Origin of the sequence: Chryseobacterium sp. Bi04 (assembly GCF_918698085.1) — a bacterium.
GTDB lineage: Bacteria > Bacteroidota > Bacteroidia > Flavobacteriales > Weeksellaceae > Chryseobacterium.
Window position 1 is genome coordinate 658,276 of the sequence record NZ_CAKKLP010000001.1, and the last position, 23,312, is coordinate 681,587.

The window sequence follows — 23,312 nt, forward strand, 5'->3', positions numbered from 1 at the left end:
ATAAAAAGTGAAATAAAATCTCTTTAATTACATGCTTTCAGAGTATTGTATATTGTTGTAAATCACTTATTTGTGATAGGAATTTAAAATTGTATGAAAGAATAATATCGTTTTATGACAAAATAGTATTATATCGGACTGCCAACAAAATTTAGATTTGCTAATATGAATTAAATCTTAACAAAACTTTAAATTATTTAATACATAAAGAGCATTTTATTGCTTAAAAAATAAAAGAATTTTGTATTAAACACTAAGGAACTATTTAAAGGGATGTGATTGATTTTCAAATAAATCTAACTAATCTAAACCTTATGAGAAAAGCAGTTATACCGGTTCTATTAGTTTTTTCCTTTTTTGCAAGCGCACAGGAGAAAAAAGCAGCCGACACCACGAAGGCAACCGATATTCAGGAGGTCGTTGTCACTTCTTTGGGGATAAAAAGACAGGCTCGGTCTCTTACTTACTCCAGCCAGCAGATTGGTGGAGATGAGCTTACAGAAGTGAAAACTCCCAATCTTTTAAATTCTATCAATGGGAAAGTTTCTAATGTGCAGATCAATAGAACAAACGGAGTAGGAAGTTCTGTAAGGGTGATTATGAGGGGGAATAAGTCCGTTTCTAACAGCCAGCCATTGTATGTAATCGATGGGATTCCTATTATTAACGGATCAGGGAAATCTGCGGATATAAGCCAGTATTCCAATATGCCGGATCCCGGAGATGTATTGAGCTCGATCAATCCGGACGATATTGAAAGTATCAATTTCTTAAAAGGGGCTTCTGCGTCAGCATTGTATGGTTCTGCAGGAGGGAATGGAGCCATATTGATTACCACAAGAAAAGGAAAAATAGGAAGGAGTTCTATCTCTTATAGCACCAGCTTAACTGTAGAACGTGCATACAGTCTTCCAAAACTGCAGCACAGCTATTTATCTTATGATCCATCTGTATCTGGCCAGGTTCCGGGGGATAATATTGAGAGTTGGGGTGCAAAAGGAGGTTCCAAGGATTACCTTAAAGATTTCTTACAAACAGGAACGACATGGGTTAACAGCCTTTCTTTTCAGTCAGGAAATGAAAAATCAACCAACTACTTTTCTATTGGAAATACAACCAATAAAGGAGTTATTCCAATGTCATATTTTGATCAGTATAACATCTCTTTCAGAAACTCAAGCAAGTTCTTGGATGATAAATTAACATTGGATGCTAACTTCATAGGCTCTTTACAGGATTCTAAAAACAGACAAACTCCTGGGGCTTCTTTTTCACCGTTGGTAAGTTTATATTGGTTGCCGAGAGGAGTGGATTTTGATCAGTATGGCCCAGATAATTATTCCTATTTAAATAAAAGCAGGCTATTACCTGCACAAAACTGGTGGGAGGTAAAACCTGACGGGGCCTTTAAAGGGAATCCGGAAACACAGAATCCCTATTGGATTTTAAACAGAAATCAGGTAGCAGTTAAAAATAAAAATGCATACAGTGCAGTTACGTTATCTTATGAAATCAATCCATGGTTGACGGCAAGGGTAAGAGGAAACTATAGCTGGAATAGTTCGGATAGCCAGCGTGATATTTCTGCATTTTCAGCACCAAGTTTGTTGGCTGGAGGTGAAAATGGAAGAATTCTTAAGAATGTATATGAAAATTCTTCTACCTACGGCGATGTTTTGCTTATCGGTAGCCCGAAGTTAAGTGAATCTATTTCTTTGGACTTTACGATAGGAGGAAGTGTAAATTCTACCAGTAATAAAGTAACACAGGTTGATAATGCTTACTTGGCAAATCCAAATTTGTTTGCATTAAACAACCTGCAATGGAACGTAGACAGAAGTCCAGGGGATGGATACCACAATATTTATTGGAACCTAAAGAAACAGGTTCGATCAGTTTTTGCAAGTGCTTCTGTAGGATATAAAAATATGTTCTATATTGATATGACCTTTAGAAACGATTGGGATTCTACTTTGGCATTAACCGGAAGAAGTGGGTTTGACTACGAATCTATAGGTGCTAATGCTATATTATCTTCAGTTTTTAAGCTTCCGGAAATATTTAATTTCTGGAAAGTAAGGGCTTCTTATGCCAGTGTGGGGTTGGGGTTACCAGCGAATATATCTAATGCAATGGTTGCTTATTATAATGCCTATTCTTATGGAGTAGATGCAGGAACTATTGTATATCCAAAAAGTTCGTTTGTTACCGACAGAGCAGAACTGATACCAAAACCGGAACTTAATAAAACATTTGAGGCAGGAACGGAACTAAGAATGCTTAATAACAGGTTAAATTTTGATATTACCTATTATAATTCCAATGCTACCAATCAATTGTTAGAGACCACGATAGGTTCTAACTTTGGAGGAATTCCATCAGGTTCGTATTACATTAATGCCGGAAAGATACGCAATACAGGTTTTGAATCATCCGTATCATACAAAGTGTTTAATACAGAAAAATTTGGTTGGACAACTACATTAAATGCTTCAGCAAACAAAAATGAAATTGTTGAATTATTTCCATCAAGTTTACCTATTTCAGAAAAACAGCTTTTCTCACTAACAGGAGGAGGAGATTTTACAAAGCTTAGGCTGGGAGGGTCTTTTGGAGATCTTTATGGAGTTAAATTCCAAAGAGATGATCAAGGCCGTGTTTTAGTAGATGCCAATGGAGTTCCATTAGGCACTACAGGAGATCCGCAATATTTAGGTAATCCAAATCCCAAATTTATTCTAGGGTTTAATAACTCTTTTAATATTGGTAAACTGGGAATATCTTTCCTTATTGATGGTAAATTTGGAGGTAAAGTATTATCTCTTACGGAGAAAGCAAATGATTTGTATGGTGTAAGCCAGACTACTGCTGATGCAAGAGATGCCGGAGGAGTGTCTATCCCGAATGCTGTTTATGCTCCGGGAACACCTTTGGCAGGACAAGCCTATACTGGAATAACCGATCCAAAAGCTTACTATAAAAGAACCGGAGGTGCCGGAGGTATGGGCACCGGAATTGATGAAGCCTATATGTACAATGCTACAACAGTTCGTCTGCGTCAGGCATCTATTTCATATACTTTTGATATTAATACAAAATATATGAGAAATGCTACCGTAAGTTTGGTGGGAACTAATCTGTTCTTCTTCTATAAAAAAGCACCATTTGATCCTGAACAGGTATCCGGAAATACACCGGGGGGAGTGGGAGTTGATTCATTCGGACTTCCTATTACACGATCTATCGGACTATCATTAAAGGCTAACTTCTAATTTAACGAAAATGAAATTCAATAATATTAAAACATTGGCATTCGGAGCAATAGTATTGTTTTCCGTTTCAGGATGTGGTGATCTAGACCAATATAACCAGGAAAAACTGGGAGATCCTGAAAACTTTTATGCAGATTATAATGCGGTTGTAAATCCTCTGAAATCCATTCAAAGAGGTCTGCAATCAGATTATCAGCTGTATCCCAATCTGAGTGCAGATATGTTCAGTGGCATGTTCAGTACGGCAACTCAGTTTAATGGGGGAAAAAATAATATGTCCTACTTTATGATGGATGGGTGGAATAATAGGATTATTGCAAGACAACAGGATATTTTTAATTATTCTATCATCATTGACAATGCTGCTAAAAATTTCTACCCGGATGTAGACTTTACCGCTACATTTGCGGTTAAAAAAATATTAAAAGTATTCACTGCTGCAAGAGTATCAGATAACCATGGCCCGGTAGTATACAGTAAATATGAAACACCGAATGCTAACGGAGTAACCGATTTTGACTCCCAGCAGGATGCATACCAATATTTTATCAATGACCTTAGTGCGGCTATTATTAATTTGCAGAAAGTACAGAATATGCCTGCTGGAGAAAATGAAGGAGATAAATCTGCACTGAAAAGAGCAGACTTGGTGTTTAATGGAAATATTGGCCAATGGGCAAAATTTGCAAACTCTCTTAAGTTGAGATTAGCTATGAGAATGAGCTATGCCGATCCTGCAAAGTCAAAGCAATATGCTGAAGAAGCGCTTGCATCATCTGCAGGATTGATTACTGATAATGCTGATAATGCCTTGATCAGTGTAGGACAATCTGAATTGAGTTTTATCATCTACTCTTGGGGAGATTGTTTGATAGGAGCTCCTTTAATGGCCTATATGAACGGGTATAATGACCCAAGGCTGCCTGCATATGCAATTCCTGCAACAGACAGCCAGGTTCAGGGAAAATATATCGGAATTCGTCAGGGAATAGATTTGTTAAATGGAAAAACTACTTACGGAGGCTTTTCTCAGCCACAGGCAAAATCAGCTAATGGAGATTATTTCTCCGGAACAAATGGAAAACTTAAATTATTTACTGCTGCGGAAGGTTGGTTCCTGAAGGCTGAAGCTGCTTTGAGAGGTTATGCAGGCGCTGGAGATGCCCAAACCAATTATGAAAGCGGTGTAAAACAATCTTTTGGAGAATGGGGTAAAAGTGCAGATGTAGCAGCTTATCTTACCAACACGACGGCTACCGAAGCGCCTTATATTGACCCTAAGAATGCTGCCAACAACATCAATATCGGAGATACTCAGCTGAGCACCATTACCATTGCCTGGAACAATGCTGATTCTCCTGAAAGAAAATTAGAAAGAATTATTACCCAAAAATGGTTATCCCTTTATCCCAACGGACCTGAAGCATGGGCTGAACAAAGAAGAACGGGTTACCCTATTTTGTTCAAAATCAGACAAAATGATAGTGGCGGACTGATCAGTACAGAGGCAATGATTCGAAGAATTCCTTTCACTACAGATACAAAAACGTCTCTTTATAATTATCAACAGGCTTCACAAATGCTTAATGGACCAGATAATGGAGGAACAAAATTATGGTGGGATAAGAAATTATAATTAATCAGAATCATTTATATACAGAGGCATCTCAAAAAATCAGTTGTACCTGAGTAGTCATTTCGTAAGGAGAGGAGAATCTCCGACAATTTATTCTTCTATAGTTTCGTTTTAAGTCGGAATGAAATTTTGAGATGTCCTCTTTTTCTTAGAATCTTATTTTAATATGGGAAAAAACAACTCTGTAACCCGTTCGATACAACCCATCCTTTGGATATCCACATTATATTTTGCAATGGGAGTGCCCTTTGTAACCATTAATGCAGTTTCCGGGATTATGTATAAAGATATGGGAGTTTCAGATGCTCAAATTACATTTTGGACAGCTCTTGTTATGTTCTCATGGACGTTGAAGCCTCTTTGGAGTCCTTTTCTGGAGATCTATAAAACCAAAAAGTTCTTTGTTGTGGTTACCCAGTTTGCGATAGGAATTTTATTTGCTTTGGTGGCATTAAGCCTTCCTTTGCCGGATTTTTTCAAATACAGTATTGCTCTTTTTGCGGTTATTGCCTTTTGTGGAGCTACTCATGATGTGGTAGCAGACGGAACCTATATCAGTTTCCTGACCAATAAAGAGCAGGCAAAATATATAGGCTGGCAGGGAGCTTTTTACAATCTGGCCAAAATTATCAGCAGTGGGGCATTAGTTTATTTTGCCGGAGTTTTAGAAAAAACAAAAGGGGTAACCCATGCATGGATGATCATTATGGTGATTTATGCTTTATTGTTTTTTGTATTAGCCATATATCACTACCTGATCCTTCCAAAAGAAACCAAAGAAGTATCAGAGGAAGATAAAAAAACAGCAGGAAATGTCCGTAAAGAATTGCTGGAAGTTATTACTTCCTTTTTTACAAAGAAGAATATCCTATGGTCTGTACTGTTCATTATTTTGTACCGTTTTGCTGAAGGATTTGCTATAAAAATTGCTCCGTTATTTTTTAAAGCACCAAGATCTTCAGGAGGATTAGGATTATCAACATCAGATATTGGACTTATTTATGGAACGTATGGTTCTGCAGCATTTATTTTAGGATCTGTACTGGCAGGCTATTTTATTTCAGCCCGCGGATTGAAAAGATCATTGATATGGCTATGCTCGGCATTCAATATTCCATTTATAGTCTATGCCTTATTAGCATACTACCAGCCTGCAGACCTCTTACCGGTAGGAATTGCGGTGGTGGTGGAGTATTTTGGATACGGCTTTGGATTTGTGGGACTTATGCTGTATATGATGCAGCAGATTGCCCCGGGGAAACATAAAACTGCCCATTATGCATTTGCAACAGGGATTATGAATCTTGGGGTGATGATTCCGGGAATGTTCAGTGGAATGATCAGCGACTGGATAGGGTATAAAATGTTTTTTATCTGGGTACTGGTGGCCACTATTCCGGCATTTCTTGTCACATTATGGGTGCCGTTCCCGTATTCGGAAAATCAAAAAGAACAATAAATCAATTAGTAAACAAATTTAAATAAAAAAGTAAAAATACTTTATGACAGCTCAATCAGTAATGATCCCATGGCAGGATCGCCCGGAAGGTAGCAATGATATCATGTGGAGGTTTTCCGAAAACCCGATCATTAACAGATATGCAATACCAACGTCAAACAGTATATTCAACAGTGCAGTGATTCCTTTTGAGGATGGATTTGCAGGGGTGTTCCGTTGTGATAACAAAGCGGTACAGATGAATATTTTTGCAGGTTTCAGTAAAGATGGAATCAACTGGAAAATCAATCATGACCCAATTGAAATGAAGGCCGGAAACACAGAGATGATTGAATCTGACTACAAATATGATCCCCGCGTTACTTTTATCGAAGATCGTTACTGGATTACATGGTGTAACGGATATAACGGACCTACCATCGGAATTGGATATACTTTTGATTTTAAAGAATTTTTCCAGTGCGAAAATGCTTTTCTGCCGTTCAATAGAAATGGAGTGCTTTTCCCTGAAAAAATCAATGGAAAATATGCGATGCTGAGCCGCCCGAGTGATAACGGGCATACACCTTTTGGAGATATTTATATCAGCTACAGTCCTGATATGAAATACTGGGGAGAGCACCGTTGCGTAATGAAAGTAACGCCTTTTGAAGACAGTGCATGGCAGTGTACAAAAATCGGGGGAGGTCCGGTTCCTATCAGAACAGAAGAAGGATGGCTGCTTTTCTATCATGGGGTAATCAATACCTGCAGAGGGTTCAGATATTCAATGGGAGCGGCATTACTGGATCTTGAAGATCCTACAAAAGTATTGTACAGAACAAAGCCTTATCTGCTGGCTCCGGCAGAAGTGTATGAACTGACAGGAGACGTGCCGAATGTGGTTTTCCCATGTGCTGCACTAACTGAAGGGGATAAAGTAAGCGTATATTATGGTGCTGCCGATACAGTGGTGGCTATAGCGTTTGGATATATTTCAGAAATTATTGATTTTATGAAAAAAAATTCAATCTAAATGAGGTTCTTTAATATGTTGATCAGCTTAATTCCCTTTATTATTGGGATCTTTGTAATGGTTTTCATATTTTTAAACCAATTTTTAAAATAAAAAAATACTGATACTCTTATCATGAAAAAAGAATTGCTTATCTGTTTTTTTACAGTCCTGGTTTCTACGGTGAATGCCCAACAACAAAAGGGTGATATCTTGTCCTGGGTAGATCCTTTTATCGGAACAGGAGGCCACGGCCATACGTTTCCGGGAGCTACCACACCGTTTGGGATGATTCAGCTAAGCCCCGATCAGAATACAAAAAGTGGAGACTGGGACTGGTGTTCCGGTTACCATTACAGCAGTAAGACGATCATGGGATTCAGTCATAATCACCTTAGTGGAACAGGATGGGCAGATCTTGGAGATATTCTGGTTATGCCTACTGTGGGTCAGGTAAAGATGGTTCCGGGATCAGAAGATAAGCCTGAGACAGGTTACCGCTCAAAATTTAGCCATGAAAAAGAAACGGCGGCACCGGGATATTATTCTGTAATGCTTGACAGCTATGGAATCAAAGCCGAGCTTACCGCTTCCCCAAGAGTGGGATTTCATAAGTATACATTCCCCAAGAGTGATGAATCCAATATCATTATTGATCCGACCAATAAAATTTTTGGAAATATTTACCATACCCTGGTGAGTGTAGAAGGCAATAATAAAATAAAAGGATACTGCTACAGCAATGGTTGGGGAGGTAAGCGATTTGCTTATTTCGTGATGGAGTTTTCAAAACCGTTTAAATCTTACGGGGTGTATGCGGAAGGGAAAATAAAAAATAACGAAAAAATTGCCCTTGCTAAGGACGCGAAAGCTTTTGTAAGGTTTTCTACAGAAGATAATGAAAGTATCGAAGTGAAAGTTTCTTTATCTCCGGTAAGTACAGAAAATGCACAGGAGAACTTTGATGCTGAGGCTACGAATGTGGATTTTGCAAAAGCTAAAGAAACGGCACAAAAGACATGGAGAGACCTTATCGGAAGATTTCAGGTGACAGGAGGTACAGACAGTCAGAGAAAGATTTTCTACACAGGGGTTTATCATACATTTATAGCTCCTAACCTTTATATGGATACCAACGGAGATTATGTGGCAGCTCAGGAAAACATGAATACCAAATGGTTTACCAACTACAGCACCTATTCTTACTGGGATGGCTTCAGAGCAACCCATCCTCTGCTGACCATTATGGATCAGAAACATACCAAAGAATTTGCCAATTCCCTGATCAGCAGATATACAGACCGTAAAGACCATATGCCCATCTGGGAACTATGCGGATATGATAATTTCTGTATGCTTGGCTATCACAGTGTATCGGTCATTTGGGATGCTATTTCAAAGGGGGTACCGGGTATTGATGCTGAAAAAGCGTTTGCTGCCATGAAAGATGCTTCTTTAACAGATAAAATGAGCAGCAGTGACGGCGGAGGAGGTCTCAACGATTATATTAAGCTGGGATATTCTCCTTCAGAGAACGGAGCTTCTGTTTCTGCCACTCTTGAATATGCTTATGATGACTGGTGTATTCAGCAGCTTGCAGAAAAACTGGGTAAAAAAGAGGATGCAGAAGTCTATAAAAAACGTTCCATGAACTTCCTGAACACCTTCAATAAAGAAAATAACCATTTCTGGCCAAGACAGAAAGATGGAAAATTCTTAGCAGATTTTGCACTGAACGACTGGAAAAAGCTTCAGCCGCATTGGGTTTCAGGGAATATCTGGGCATATGATTTTTTTGTCCCTCATCAGATTGATGAAATGATGAACCTGTACGGAGGGAAAAAAGGTTTTGAAGAAAAACTGGATAAAACATTTACAGAAGCTCTTAATATGCAGGGAGAACAGCATGTGGATATTTCAGGATTCATCGGTTCTTTAGGATTTGGAGACGAACCGGGGCATCATGTTCCATATCTGTATAATTATGCGGGAAGTCCTTATAAGACTCAGAAAATGATTAAATATATCCGTGATAATATGTATGCAGCTAAGCCTGATGGAATTGTGAATAATGAAGACTGCGGACAAATGTCAGCATGGTATATTTTCTCTTCATTAGGATTTTATCCGGTGACACCGGGGAAACCAGTCTATGCAATTGGCGCTCCTCAGTTTCCTAAAGCTTCATTGCAGCTGGAAAATGGGAAAACATTTACCGTGGTAGCGGACAAGATATCCGATAAAAATATCTATGTTCAGAAAATGTTCCTGAATGGGAAAGAGTACAAGAGCTGGGAATTGAACCACAGTGATATTATGAATGGCGGAGAGCTGAGATTTGTAATGGGAAGTAAGCCTGTAAAATAAGACTCATAAAAATAAACGAAATAAAAGTATCAATGGAAAGGAGAAATTTTATTAAAACAAGTGCACTGGCAGGAGCCGGATTGCTGTTTACACAGAATGTTTTTGCTAAGAATCTGGTTATGGACGATTTTCCTATTGTTCGTGTTCCAAAGGATAAAAGACATTTTACCAGTGAATCCGTAGAAAGTGCTATTGCAGCTTTTAAAAAGAAAGTAAAAAATAAAGAATTAAACTGGCTTTTTGAAAACTGTTTTCCGAATACATTAGATACGACTGTTTTTTACAGTGAAAGCAACGGAACTCCGGATACGTATGTGATTACGGGTGATATTGATGCCATGTGGCTCCGTGACAGCTCTGCCCAGGTTTTTCCTTATCTGCAGTTTTCAAAGAAGGATGAAAAACTTCACAAACTTATTTCAGGGGTTATCTATAAACAGACGAAGTTTATTCTTAAAGACCCTTATGCCAATGCATTTTATAATGATGACAAAAAAATAAGTAAGTGGAAAGAATATGATCATACAGATATGAAACCCGGTACCCATGAAAGGAAGTGGGAGATAGACTCATTGTGTTATCCTATCCGTCTGGCTTATCATTTTTGGAAAACAACAGGAGATACAAAACCTTTTGATGCTAATTGGCTGCAGGGCATTAAACTTACGCTGCAGACATTTACAGAGCAGCAGAGGAAAAAAGATCTGGGGCCTTACAAATTTGAACGTACAACGGCTTGGGCTACAGATGGGGTTCCTATGGGAGGATATGGATATCCTACAAAACCTGTTGGGCTGATCAGCTCTATGTTCCGTCCAAGTGATGATGCTACGATTTATGGATTTTTAATTCCTTCTAATTTATTTGCGGTAATAAGCCTACGTCAGGCAGCAGAGATGGTTTCTCAGATCAAAAATGAAAAAGGATTGGCTCAGCAACTTACAAGCCTTGCCGATGAGGTGGATGCTGCCATTAAAAAATATGGAATTTATAATCATCCTGAATATGGAAAAATATATGCTTTTGAAGTCAATGGCTTTGGAAGTTATAACCTGATGGATGATGCCAATTGCCCTAGTTTATTAGGTCTGCCTTATTTAGATGCCGTAAAAGCAGATGACCCTGTGTATATGAACACAAGAAAATTCGTCTGGTCAGAAAATAATCCATTCTTTTTCAAGGGTAAACTGGCAGAAGGTATAGGAGGACCACACATTGGACTTGATATGATCTGGCCGATGAGTATCATTATGAAAGCACTCACCACCAAAGATACGGGTGAGATTAAATGGTGCATAGACACCTTACAGAAAACGCACGGTGGGACAGGCTTTATGCATGAGTCCTTCCATAAAGACAACGACAAAAAATTCACCAGAGAATGGTTCGCATGGTCGAATACTTTATTTGGAGAATTATTATGGAAAACCTTTAATGAAAACCCGGAGCTGCTGACATAGCCCCCTTATTTTATATTGCCTTTCTATATTAGGTATGTTTCTTTAAAATGGGCATACCCGGGGAGTAGTATATAAAATCCAAACACCAAAAACATCAAAATAATTTTATACTATGAAAAAAAAATCCTTTTTTATGGCGCTGATGGCAATGATGCTTCAGTCAGGTTCTCTTCTCAATGCACAACAGCTTAATAATCCTGTCGGAATATGCTATGTGGAAGTAAATAACAACAATATGCTGAATGCAGGATCCTATACCCTGCAGAACAGTGGAAAACAGCTCTTTGATGTCGCTATTATTTTTGCAGCCAACATTAATTATGATGTGTCCAAAAGCAGAGCCTACATCTCAAACAATAACAATGTTACTAAAGTATTGAATGATGTCAATACGTATGTGAAACCTTTACAGCAAAAAGGAATTAAGGTGTTACTTGATATTCTGGGAAATCACCAGGGAGCCGGGATCTCCAACTTTCCGAATAGGGAAGCTGCGAAAGATTTTGCCTTACAAATAGCAAATACTGTTTATACATACGGCCTGGATGGGGTAGACCTGGACGATGAATATGCTGATTATGGAAATAACGGAACAGGACAGCCCAACAGCAGCTCTTTTGTAATGCTGCTGCAGGAGCTTAAAGCGGCAATGCCTGATAAACTGATTACCTTCTATTATCTGGGCCCTGCAACTTCAAGACAGAGCTACAATGGAGATCAGGCCGGGAATTATATTGATTACAGCTGGAATGCCTATTACGGGACATACAGCGCTCCCAGTGTACCTCCTCTTACCAAAGCTAAGCTTTCTGCTGCGGCAACATGGATCAATAATACCTCTACTTCTACGCTTTCCAGTTTGGCTACCAATTCAAAAAATGACGGCTATGGCGTATTTATGTGGTATGACCTGCCGGGAACGAACATGGCCAGCTATTTAAGTACAGGATCCAATATATTGTATAACCAAAATACATTATTGTCTGGCCAGCTTTATTCATGGACTCAGGGAGCAGCCTGTGATCCGCCGCTAGGATTAGGAACCAGCAATCTTACAGGAACTTCTGCAAAATTAAACTGGACCTCCAGCGGCTTCCAGACTTACAATATAGATTATAAGCCGGCCGGTTCAACAACCTGGACGAATGTAACAAGTAATTACACGGGAAGCAATATTGTGGTAAATAATCTGACAGCTGATACAGAATACGACTGGAGAATACAGTCTAACTGTTCTTCAACGTCAAAAAGTACCTACATTTTTGCCCCAAGATTTAACTCAGGAAACGGATGTGCCACTCCATCCAATTTAACGGCATCCAATACCCTTGGAACGACCACCAAATTATCCTGGGATACCGTAGGAACAGCAGCTTCCTATACTTTACAATATAAAACTTCAGCAGCCACAACATGGACAACAGTTCCCAATATTACCACCAATACATATACCCTTCAGAATCTGACTGCAAACACTAACTATGTATGGAAAATACAGTCTGTATGCGGAGGAACAACCACCAGTGCCTATTCAGCAGATACTCCATTCAATAGTGGGATCGTTCCTGTTACCAGTCCTGGTCCGAGATCTCTTTCTTTTAACGGCAGCAGCCAATACCTTAATGGCGGACAATTTAATCTCAGTGGAAATGCTGTGACCTTTGAAGGCTGGGTAAAAGTAAATGCATTCAAAACCGCCTTCCCTTATATTTCGTCAGTAATCGGAATTGAAGTGGGAGATAATAATTCCGCAATACTAAGATTGGGAGATGCTAATCTTGCCAACAATAAACTGCAGTTCACCTTAAGTTTTGGTTCATCCCAGATAAAATTGAACGGAAATACAGCTCTTAATGCCAATACATGGTATCATGTGGCAGCTACTTATGATGGTGCAGCTATGAAGCTCTATGTCAATGGTAATCTTGATGCAAGTACTGTGGCTACCGGCAATTTTACAGCAAACGGTATCCTTTATATGGGCAGAAATTATGATAACTCCCGTGCACTTAACGGATCGCTGGATGAATTCAGAGTATGGAAAAAAGCATTGACCGCTCAGGAAATCCTGGATAACAAATGTGATATTGCGGCTAGCTCAACGAGCCTGGAGGCCAACTGGAAAATGGATGACGGAAGTGGAAACGGAGCGGTAGATGCTACTCCAAACGGTCATTCCGCTACTTTAATCAGTATGTCGGATGCGAACTGGAAAACAGAAGTTCCTTGTCCTTCATCTTTATCTGTAAAAACAGCAAAAGGAATTGAAAATAAACAGGAAAGTACAGCTTATCCGAATCCTGTTAAAAGAGGAGAAGATATTAAGTTTAGAATTGACGACAGTTCTGCAAGCGAAATATCAGTGTATGGAGCTTCCGGAACATTGTCTAAAAAACAGAATATCAATCAAAATAATAATGTAGTTAATACACAGGATTTGCCAGCCGGTACTTATCTTTACAAAATCACATCAGCCAATGGTAAGGTGATATCTTCCGGTAAAATACTTGTGAAGTAAAATAAAATATAATAAAAAAACTGCGTTATGTTCTTATGGCATAAGGCAGTTTTACCTGTTTTACCCGTTGAAGTTTAGAAAATAATTTAAAAAACCAAATCATGTTAAAAAAAGTACTATTAATAACACTGATGATGAGCTCTTATGTAGGGTTCTCACAGCAGAAAGACCAGCCTTCGCAGGTTAATCTTAAAGCAAGAACAGAATTTCAGAATGAAAAGTTTGGTATGTTCATCCATTTTGGATTATATAGTGAATTGGGCAGGGGAGAATGGGTGATGAATAATGATAATATCCCGGTGAATGATTATGCTAAACTGAAAGGTTTCTTTAATCCTATTGAATTTAATGCCAAAGATTATGTTTCAATGGCTAAAAATGCAGGGGTGAAATATATTACACTGGTTACGCGGCATCATGATGGATTCAGCATGTGGGATACCAAGTATTCAGATTTTAATATTATGAATACCCCTTTCAAAAGAGATTTGGTAAAAGAACTGGCGGATGAATGCCATAAGCAGGGGATAAAAATAGTCTTTTATTATTCACTGCTGGATTGGACAAGAACTGATTATTCTTACTGGACGGGCCGCACCGGGAAAGGAACCGGCCGTACTGAGAAAGGCAACTGGGGTGACTATATCCGGTTTATGAAAAATCAACTGACGGAATTATTAACCCAATACGGTGAGGTTTCCGGAATCTGGTTTGATGGATATTGGGATCAGATGGAAGAAGAGAAGGCAGGCAGAAACGAAAAAACGTATGTAGATTGGAAAATGCCGGAGATCTACGAACTTATTCATAAGCTTCAGCCTCAGTGTCTTGTAGGGAATAACCATCATATTAGCCCTTTGGCGGGAGAAGACTTTCAGATGTTTGAAAGAGATATTCCGGGAGAAAATAAAGGTGGACTTAGCTTTCAGAAAACCTCACAGCTACCTTTGGAAACCTGTGAAACTTTAAACGGCTCCTGGGGATTTGACTTAAAAGATAACAAGAACAAAACAGGGAAAGAGCTTTTAGACTTATTGGTCAATGCAGCAGGAAGTAACGCCAATTTACTCATGAATGTAGGACCTATGCCTAATGGTAAAATTCCGGAACCTTTTATTCGCTCATTTACAGAAATCGGAGATTGGATGAAAGTTTATGGAGAAAGTATCTATGGGACAAGAGGAGGATATATGCCTAAACAGAAATGGGGAGCAATCACTCAGAAGGAGGGTAAAATCTACGTTCATATTCTTAATAATAATGGAGGAAAAACAATTACGCTGGAGAAATTTCCATTTAAAAAGATTAGCTCTGCTTATTTGCTGAAAGATAAAAAATCAATAAAATATAATTTAAAAAATAATATCTTAACATTTGATAGTTACTCTGTGGATAATGAAAACCCAGATGTTGTTATAGCTTTTGAAGGAAAATAAATTGGAAAAATAATGCAAAATATACTAGGAATAGATATTGGAGGATCTCATATCACGCTGGCTCAGGTAAGTCCTGAAAAACGCGAAATCATTTCTTCAACATATGTGCGGGAGCACGTCGATTCTTTTGACTCTAAAGAAATTATTTTTTCTGCATGGGTTTCAGCGATTGATAAAGCAGCTCATGATTTGAATAAAGAGGATCTTTTATTGGGAATTGCAATGCCCGGACCTTTCGATTATGAAAATGGAATATCCCTGATGCAGCAAGGGAAATTTATAGACATCTATCAGGTTAATATCAAAGAAGAACTGGCCAAAAGATTGTTTATTTCTCAGGATCGGATACATTTTGTGAATGATGCTGCGGCCTTTATGGAAGGTGAAGTTTTTGGAGGTTGCGTGCAGGATTTTAACAAGGTTTTTGGAGTAACATTGGGAACAGGATTGGGGACTACTTTTTATAATGGGGAATTTGCGACTGATGAAGATTTGTGGGATTCACCGTTTAAAAACTCTATTTGTGAAGACTATCTGGCAACACGTTGGTTTGTTAATTATTACGCTGAATTAACGGGGGAGCAGGTTTCAGGAACCAAAGAACTGTTAGATAAACCTATTGAAATACAAACCAAAATATTTGATGAATATGCAGATTCTTTTTCCGAATTTGTCGTAAAATACGTGAGCCATTATGAGCCCGAAGTTTTAGTAATAGGAGGGAATATTGCGAAAGCATATCCTTACTTTGAGAAACGGTTTATTCAGAATTTAACAAAGAATAATATTAACTTGCCCGTTAGAATTTCTGCTATTTTTGAAGATGCAGCCATCTTAGGTGCAGCTAGTTATGCTTTGAAAAAGCTTAAATAAATAATAAAACGATACAATGAAGTCTCTATTTTCTACTTTTTTTCTTTTATTACAGGTCTGTGCATTCAGCCAGAACGTATCTCTAGTAGATTACGTGAACCCGTTAATGGGAACTCAGTCTAAGCCTTCTTTATCCAATGGAAATACCTATCCGGCAGTCGGGCTTCCCTGGGGAATGAACATCTGGACTCCACAGACAGGTAAAATGGGTGACGGATGGGCGTATACTTATGATGCCGATAAAATAAAAGGATTTAAACAAACCCATCAGCCTTCTCCATGGATGAATGATTATGGCGCTTTTTCTATTATGCCGGGTGTTGGTCAGCTAAAATTTAAAGAGGACGACAGAGCAAGCTGGTTCAGCCATAAAGCTGAGGTTTCAACCCCTTATTTTTATAGTGTATACTTAGCTGATATTAATGTAACTACTGAAATTACACCTACAGAAAGAGCCTCTTTCTTTAAGTTTGATTTTCCTAAAACAGACAGTGCTTACGTAGTCATTGATGCTTTGAATAAAGGCTCTTACATTAAAATTCTTCCTAAAGAAAAAAAAATCCTGGGGTATACGACCAGATATTCAACAGGGAAATATGAGAATTTTAAAAACTATTTTGTGATTCAGTTTGATAAAGATTTCGAGCTGACAAGAGCCTGGAAAAATGATAAACTGGTCAATGATCAGTTAGAAATTACCAGTGATCACGCTGGTGCAGTAGTTGGATTTAAACTCAAAAACAAAGAAGCTGTTTATGCAAAAGTAGCCTCTTCATTCATAAGCTTTGAGCAGGCTGAGCTGAATCTGAAAAGAGAAATTGGCAGCAAAAATTTTGAGCAGGTAAAAACCGAAGCTAAAAATATATGGAACAAAACATTAGGAAAAATAGAGGTGAAAGGAGGAACGGATCAGCAGATGAGAACCTTTTATTCTTCTTTATACAGAACCTTGTTTTTCCCACAAAAATTATATGAGGTTGATGCTCAGAATAAAATAAAGCACTGGAGCCCTTACAATGGCAAAGTGCTGGATGGGAAAATGTTTGCAGGAACCGGTTTCTGGGATACATTCCGTGCCTTGTATCCTTTCCTGAATCTGGTATATCCGGGGATCAATGTTGAAATGCAGGAAGGATTGGCCAATGCCTATAAAGAGGGAGGTTTCTTACCGGAGTGGAGCAGTCCGGGATATTCAGATATTATGATTGGAAACAATTCTGCATCCGTAGTGGCAGATGCTTATATAAAAGGACTTCGTGGGTATGATGCAGAAACCCTTTGGCAGGCGGTAAAACACGGAGCCAATAATGAAGGACCTATAGAAGCTGTAGGACGCGCAGGTGTAGAGTATTACAATAAGCTGGGCTATGTTCCTTATGATGTAAAGATTAACGAAAACGCAGCCCGGACACTGGAATATGCCTATGATGATTTTTCTATCTACCAATTGGGTAAAGCATTAGGAAAACCAGCTTCAGAAATTGATATCTATAAAAAAAGGGCCTACAATTATAAAAATGTGTTCGATAAGGAAGCGGGCCTAATGCGTGGTAAGAATAAGGATGGTAACTTCCAGAAACCCTTCAATCCCTTCAAATGGGGTGATGCCTTTACAGAAGGAAACAGCTGGCATTATACCTGGTCTGTTTTTCAGGATATTGATGGCCTTGCCACATTGATGGGAGGCAAAAAGAAATTTGAAGCCAAGCTGGATGAGGTTTTCTCTCTGCCACCGGTTTTTGATGACAGTTATTATGGAAGCGTGATCCACGAAATCAGAGAAATGCAGATTATGAATATGGGACAGTATGCCCATGGAAACCAGCCTATTCAGCATATGATTTATTTATACAATTATGCGGGCTCTCCCTATAAAACACAATATTGGGTAAGACAGGTTATGAATAAATTATATATGGCAACACCTGATGGGTATTGTGGTGATGAAGATAACGGGCAGACTTCCGCCTGGTATATTTTCTCAGCATTAGGTTTTTATCCGGTAACACCGGCCACAGATCAATATGTTTTAGGGGCTCCATTGTTCAAAGAAGCTACTATTCATCTTGAAAATGGCAAAAAAATTGAAATAAAAGCTCCAGAAAATAATTCCAAAAACCTGTATGTAAAATCATTGAATGTAAACCAACAGCCCTATTCCAAAAACTGGTTAAGCCATAAAGAACTGATGAAAGGTGCTGTGCTGGATTTTAAAATGGATAGCCAACCTAATAAAGAAAGAGGTTCCCAGGAAAAAGATTTTCCATATTCAATGTCAAAAGAAGAATCAAATAAATAATTTTAACTTACAAATACAACTGTATGAGTACAGAAAAGAAAGAAATATTCGATAGAGTAGAAAAAATGCTGGCGACGCAAGGATTTAATCTTGCCGCAAAAGATGATACAAGACCATGGGGTGGTTTTTTTGTGATTGATGAAACCCAGGCACAGGATTTTGCCAACCAATATTTTGATGGAATTGATGTAGACCGTTTAAGAATAGGAGGAAAATTAAGTCCTAAAATTCTTATAGTGGCTCCTGCAGCAAGATTAAGCTGGCAGTATCACCACAGAAGAGCCGAGATCTGGCAGGTAGTGGAAGGAACAGTAGGTATTAAAATAAGCAATACCGATGAAGAAGGAGAATTGAAAACATATCATCCGGCAGATCAGGTAAAGCTTCAGCAGGGAGAGAGACACCGTTTGATCGGTTTAGAGGGTTGGGGAGTTGTTGCTGAAATCTGGCAGCATACCGATGCTTCTCATCCTTCTGATGAAGATGATATTGTAAGAGTACAGGATGACTTCGGAAGATAGTTCAGGATAAGTACAAATAAATATCCCATTTTAGCTGATCATTTGATGTCTAAAATGGGATATGTTTATTTCATTCAGTGAAAAAAGATCAACTTAAGTTTTATTTTCCTGCCATGTATTCTCTATTTCTTCCAGTGTCTTTCCTTTGGTCTCCGGAATCCTTTTCCAGATAAAAAGAAAAGTGACTAGAGAAATCAACATATAAAATCTCAATCTGTGTTCTTTTTAAATTAATTCTTTCAAATGATTAGCCAGATATGTTACAGAGTTTTTGTTCTTAATGTAGCTACTCTCAAACTCATCTATTATTTGAACATTTTTGATTAAGTTATAGCTTAGTTCATCTCCCAAAATATTTTCTAATACAATATCTACAACTGTATATTGGTCATCTTTTTTTAAATGATTAATATTTATTGGCTTAAAAATAATATCAAAAGTATTGTCCTTAAATTTCAATAACACATACTCCCAACTACTCACATCAATACTTTTATTATCCATGCCGCCTTCTTTATCGATATCTTTCTATTCTATATAAAGTCCATGTCCTGATTTATATCAACTCAAAGTCACAGACTTTGAGCTTGCGGGGAGTTGACTAGAACTAGCTGTTTGTTGTGGAGTTTTTTAATCAATCCAACATGGATTATTTAATCTAGCTTTACAATTTGCGCAAGAAATAATTCCCTCTCTCGATAAGTTTTCGAATGCATTATTACAAATAGGGCATAAAATCCAATTTTCTTCCATTATGATAGCTGAATCTAATGACTCATCGGGATATTCATTATCTATTAATTTCTTATAGCTCTGAAAAATATCGTTTGCTCCATTAATGCCTTCAAACATATCCTCTTCAAAATATTTATTAATTTTCCATTCTTTAAAAGTTATTATGTTTGGGTAAATCGGGTTTTGTATAGGATATAACTGATTATCATTAGTCCGTTCCCAGTATTTTGACATACAGGGATCACTTATTTCAAAGAATTCAGAGGGATAATTACTGGGATAAATATTCCCCCCTTCATCTAATAAGAAAAAATTAATTTTTCTTTCATCTGTATATTCAATGGCATATACTGTATAATTCTTACCTTGAATTAAAGGAAAATCAGAAAAAGGTCGTTGCCAATTAATCTTATAACTTACATTTTCAGGGGAATCTATTTTAATATATTTTACTCTCATAATTGCTGATAATATTTATTATTAATATCAAGGGTAACGAGATCCACGGCTACTGGCATTAGTATCGTCCTTAATTTTGAATCCGCTTCTCTCTCCGGTTGCTCTATTTTGATCGTAATGTACTTCTGTTGAAGTCCCATCTCCATGATCGTGATTATGCTTCATTTTATCATGAGTTCCTTTTATATGATCATATTTAGGATCCCTTAGTTTACCTTCCATAAATTTATCACCTTTACCACTTTTTGCTTCCTCTAATGTTAATTTTTCTTATATATCTTTTGGATTTGTCTAGCTCTTTTATAGCGGACAAAATAATAGAAGCGAGTAAGCTTGATACAATAGAAAAAGCGTGGTACTTTGTTTACTGCTCTGGAGGTACTGGCTTACCCGACAAACAAATAAATAAGCCCACGCCTAGCGTGAGCATTGCCTATCCTTGTTTGCCTTTGAAAAGTGCCAGTTTTCCAGAACAAGGAAGCTAATGCTTTATATTTTTTCCGTTAAATATATATTTTTTCTTAGGTCGAAACCATTTTAAAAAGTAACATCCAATCCTACATAGAAATTAGCTTTCATAATAGGAGCGTACACCATTCCGCCATCAAAATAACTTCCAAAAGGATTTTTAAAATCAACAATTGCATTTTTCTGATAATATGAAGTAAGGTTCTCTCCACCTACATAAGCTCTGATCTTTTTATTGAAGTTTCTTGAAATCTGTGCATTAAGTATGGCATAAGATTCAGAATACACTGGTAGCTGGAATTCTGCGGGATTACTTGATGTATCCGGAAGTCTCTGTTTTCCTACCCAGTTTAAAGTAGTGTCAAAACTCCAGAATCCGCCTTTATCATTTTTATTGGTGGCATAGGCTAAATTCACAAATCCTCTGTGTTTGGCCATAAAAGGAATTTCTCTTCTTCCACCGATATAATCTGCCTGCACATCGTAATATTTATAAGCTAGTCTTATATCAAAGTTTTTGAAAGGGGTAAGATCCCATTGCGTTTGGAATGAGTTGGCAAAAGACTTGCCTTCCAGGTTATAAAATGTAAGCTGCTGAGGCGATTTATCCAAATCTACCAACACCTGGTCCTGGAAATCCGTTCTGAAGAAATCTGCAATAATGGTTGATTTTCTCCCGAAAATTTTGAATTCCTGTTGCAGGCTTACTCCATAATTCCATGCTATTTCCGGTTTTAAACCATAGATGTTTCCTCCGTTTGATAGAATATTAATGGCTCTGTTGGAAGCAAAATACTGTTGGTTTTCTGCAAAAACATTAGCTGTTCTGAATCCTCTTCCCGCAGAAAGCCTTAAGATCGTCTGGGGGGTGAAATCATATTTAAAATTAAGTCGGGGGGTAAACTGAGTTCCTGCCAAATTATGAAAATCAGCTCTTGCTCCTGCTACTAAGGTATATTTTAAGCCTGTTAAAGTATATTCTGCAAAAATTCCCGGAACAATTTCGTTTCTCTTAAGATGATCTGTCAGGTAATTTTCTTCATAGCCATCATATAAAAAACTTGCCCCGGCCTTGTATTTGTGGTTGGTATTTCCAATAATACTTTCAAAAATTAAGTTGGAATAATAGGTATGCTGTTGCCCGTTATAATTTCTCAATCTGAAAAAGCTGTCCTGTTGGTGATACACATACTGGTTCATCCATCCAATGCTCTGGTAAGGCTTTCCTTTAAAAACATATCCTGTTTTGTTCCAAACCTGGAATCTTGAAATATCAATACCCACCCCATACAGATACTGCTCATCCTGAGCCCGTTTTTTATCAAAGCCTACTTGCCCGGCAGTTCTCTCATCTCTGATAAAATTAATTCCAAAGTGAGATCCGAATCCGGATTTTTCCAGATCATTATAATTAAGAAGGTAAGCCGCATTGATCTGTGTCCCTTTCGGCCTGTCCAGGAAGCCGTCATCATTCATATCTGTATTTCCGAAAGTTCCGTTTCCATGAAGTAAAAATGTCTGTGACCATTTCTCATTGATAGGAGAAACACTTGTAATATTGGCTTCAGCTCTTCCATTGAAGTCAGAAAAAAGATTCAGGGACGTTTCGGGTGTTTTTGCATTTTTCAGAAGCTCGGTATTGATCTGCCCGGTAATACTTTCATACCCATTGGTTACCGTACTTCCTCCCTTTGTCAGCTGAATACTTTCAATCCATCTTCCTGGGATGAAATTCAGCCCATAGGCAGAAGCTAATCCTCTGATTTCGGGCAACTGCTCTTTTGTTAAACTGGTATATTTCTGATCCAGTCCCAACATTTTTAACTGCTTGGTACCTGTAACTGCATTACTGAAAGATACATCTACCGTGGCATTGGTTTCAAAACTCTCAGAGAGATTACAGCAGGCAGCTTTTAAAAGTTCTTTTTTATCAATATTAAAAACAAGTCCGGCTTCTTTCTTACTTAAAGATGTCGCGGCTTTATACCCTGTTACCACTACACCGTCAATATTCTTTTCATGCTGGCTGTGATCTTCGGTATTGGCTTGTTGCTGATGCTCTTTATGATCCTCATGCTTCGTTCCTTCTTCATAATGCACATTAGGATTTGCTTCTCCAAACGGAATAGCTCTGTCATACAGGCAGCATCCCGGAAGGTTTTTGTAAATGGCATCGGAAGTTTTATACTTTTCATTATCATGACCTGCATCAGCAATTGCTTTTAAAATCTTATCTGATGAGGTTTTTGAGGCATCAAAATCCATCGTTACGGTTTGTTTTTCTGCGCTCCATTCCGCCGATCCGGCTCCCGCATCTTTAGCTGCTTTTTCAATTCTTGCTTTACAGGAGGCACAGTTTCCTTTTACATAAAACTCGTTTTCTTTCTTAGGAGCATGATGGTTGTGAGATTCCGTAGCAGCAGGCTGAAGATCTCTATCGTAATGACAGCATCCCGGAAGTCCTTCATAGATATCATTGGAAGCTTTGTATTTTTCATTATCATGACCTGCATCAGCCACTTTCTTTAAAATTTCATCTGCTGAAACATGCTCTGTTTCTAATGTTAAAGTTTGTAGATCAATTGAGTATACGGCGGTTTTTGCCCCTGCTTTTTTAGCGGCTCCTTCAATTCTGGTTTTGCACATTTCACAGTTCCCTTTTACTTTGAACTGATTTTTTGAAAGACCCTGAGCAGCCATAAATTGTGTAAACAGGAATAAGGTACCAAGCAGTAACCTGGAAATATATAATTTCATTTTGTTTAAAAGTTTAGATTAATTAAAAAACGGTTCATTACATCATGTAATGAACAGG

Annotated in this window: 16 protein-coding genes; 11 read left to right on the plus strand and 5 right to left on the minus strand. The window is 38.0% G+C overall.

Features of this window, described 5'->3' with window-relative positions:
- Nucleotides 1–314: 314 nt before the first annotated feature.
- From LQV47_RS02930 to LQV47_RS02980, 11 genes are all read left to right on the plus strand, one after another.
- Nucleotides 315–3,272, plus strand: a complete 2,958-nt coding sequence (locus LQV47_RS02930; protein ID WP_230033645.1) for a SusC/RagA family TonB-linked outer membrane protein — start codon at nucleotides 315–317, stop codon at nucleotides 3,270–3,272.
- 10 nt (nucleotides 3,273–3,282) lie between these two features.
- Nucleotides 3,283–4,908: a SusD/RagB family nutrient-binding outer membrane lipoprotein gene (locus tag LQV47_RS02935; RefSeq protein ID WP_230033647.1), complete on the plus strand. Its 1,626-nt coding sequence runs from the start codon at nucleotides 3,283–3,285 to the stop codon at nucleotides 4,906–4,908.
- Between the two features lie 166 nt (nucleotides 4,909–5,074).
- Nucleotides 5,075–6,367 carry an MFS transporter gene (locus tag LQV47_RS02940; protein WP_230033649.1) on the plus strand — a complete coding sequence of 431 codons (1,293 nt, stop codon included), beginning with the start codon at nucleotides 5,075–5,077 and terminating at the stop codon, nucleotides 6,365–6,367.
- Nucleotides 6,368–6,410: 43 nt separating this feature from the next.
- Nucleotides 6,411–7,382 (plus strand): glycoside hydrolase family 130 protein, encoded by a 972-nt coding sequence (locus tag LQV47_RS02945; protein WP_230033651.1) that lies wholly within the window; start codon nucleotides 6,411–6,413, stop codon nucleotides 7,380–7,382.
- 114 nt (nucleotides 7,383–7,496) lie between these two features.
- Nucleotides 7,497–9,728, plus strand: coding sequence for a GH92 family glycosyl hydrolase (locus tag LQV47_RS02950; RefSeq protein ID WP_230033653.1), 2,232 nt, complete (start codon nucleotides 7,497–7,499; stop codon nucleotides 9,726–9,728).
- 32 nt (nucleotides 9,729–9,760) lie between these two features.
- On the plus strand, nucleotides 9,761–11,188 hold the full coding sequence (locus tag LQV47_RS02955) for a glycoside hydrolase family 125 protein (protein ID WP_230033655.1): 1,428 nt from the start codon (nucleotides 9,761–9,763) through the stop codon (nucleotides 11,186–11,188).
- A gap of 112 nt (nucleotides 11,189–11,300) precedes the next feature.
- Nucleotides 11,301–13,706: an endo-beta-N-acetylglucosaminidase H gene (locus LQV47_RS02960; protein ID WP_230033663.1), complete on the plus strand. Its 2,406-nt coding sequence runs from the start codon at nucleotides 11,301–11,303 to the stop codon at nucleotides 13,704–13,706.
- Nucleotides 13,707–13,807: 101 nt separating this feature from the next.
- Nucleotides 13,808–15,142, plus strand: coding sequence for an alpha-L-fucosidase (locus LQV47_RS02965; RefSeq protein WP_230033665.1), 1,335 nt, complete (start codon nucleotides 13,808–13,810; stop codon nucleotides 15,140–15,142).
- Between the two features lie 12 nt (nucleotides 15,143–15,154).
- A complete protein-coding gene (locus tag LQV47_RS02970; protein WP_230033667.1) occupies nucleotides 15,155–16,015 on the plus strand; it encodes an ROK family protein in 861 nt (286 codons plus the stop codon).
- A 16-nt stretch (nucleotides 16,016–16,031) separates the two neighbouring features.
- Nucleotides 16,032–18,314: a GH92 family glycosyl hydrolase gene (locus LQV47_RS02975; protein ID WP_230033669.1), complete on the plus strand. Its 2,283-nt coding sequence runs from the start codon at nucleotides 16,032–16,034 to the stop codon at nucleotides 18,312–18,314.
- A gap of 23 nt (nucleotides 18,315–18,337) precedes the next feature.
- Complete coding sequence (locus tag LQV47_RS02980; RefSeq protein ID WP_230033671.1) at nucleotides 18,338–18,835, plus strand: phosphoheptose isomerase; 498 nt, start codon at nucleotides 18,338–18,340, stop codon at nucleotides 18,833–18,835.
- Nucleotides 18,836–18,928: 93 nt separating this feature from the next.
- Here LQV47_RS02980 and LQV47_RS02985 read toward each other — a convergent pair whose 3' ends face one another.
- The 5 genes from LQV47_RS02985 to LQV47_RS03005 form a co-directional block, all read right to left on the minus strand.
- Nucleotides 18,929–19,036 carry a hypothetical protein gene (locus LQV47_RS02985; RefSeq protein ID WP_230033673.1) on the minus strand — a complete coding sequence of 36 codons (108 nt, stop codon included), beginning with the start codon at nucleotides 19,034–19,036 and terminating at the stop codon, nucleotides 18,929–18,931.
- Between the two features lie 24 nt (nucleotides 19,037–19,060).
- Nucleotides 19,061–19,339, minus strand: a complete 279-nt coding sequence (locus LQV47_RS02990) for a hypothetical protein (protein WP_230033675.1) — start codon at nucleotides 19,337–19,339, stop codon at nucleotides 19,061–19,063.
- A 126-nt stretch (nucleotides 19,340–19,465) separates the two neighbouring features.
- The gene (locus tag LQV47_RS02995) at nucleotides 19,466–20,029 is read right to left on the minus strand and encodes a hypothetical protein (RefSeq protein WP_230033677.1); all 564 of its coding nucleotides are present in this window, start codon (nucleotides 20,027–20,029) and stop codon (nucleotides 19,466–19,468) included.
- 27 nt (nucleotides 20,030–20,056) lie between these two features.
- Entirely contained in the window at nucleotides 20,057–20,251 is a 195-nt protein-coding gene (locus tag LQV47_RS03000) for a hypothetical protein (RefSeq protein ID WP_230033679.1), read from the minus strand.
- Nucleotides 20,252–20,566: 315 nt separating this feature from the next.
- Nucleotides 20,567–23,254: a TonB-dependent receptor gene (locus LQV47_RS03005; protein WP_230033689.1), complete on the minus strand. Its 2,688-nt coding sequence runs from the start codon at nucleotides 23,252–23,254 to the stop codon at nucleotides 20,567–20,569.
- Nucleotides 23,255–23,312: the final 58 nt, after the last annotated feature.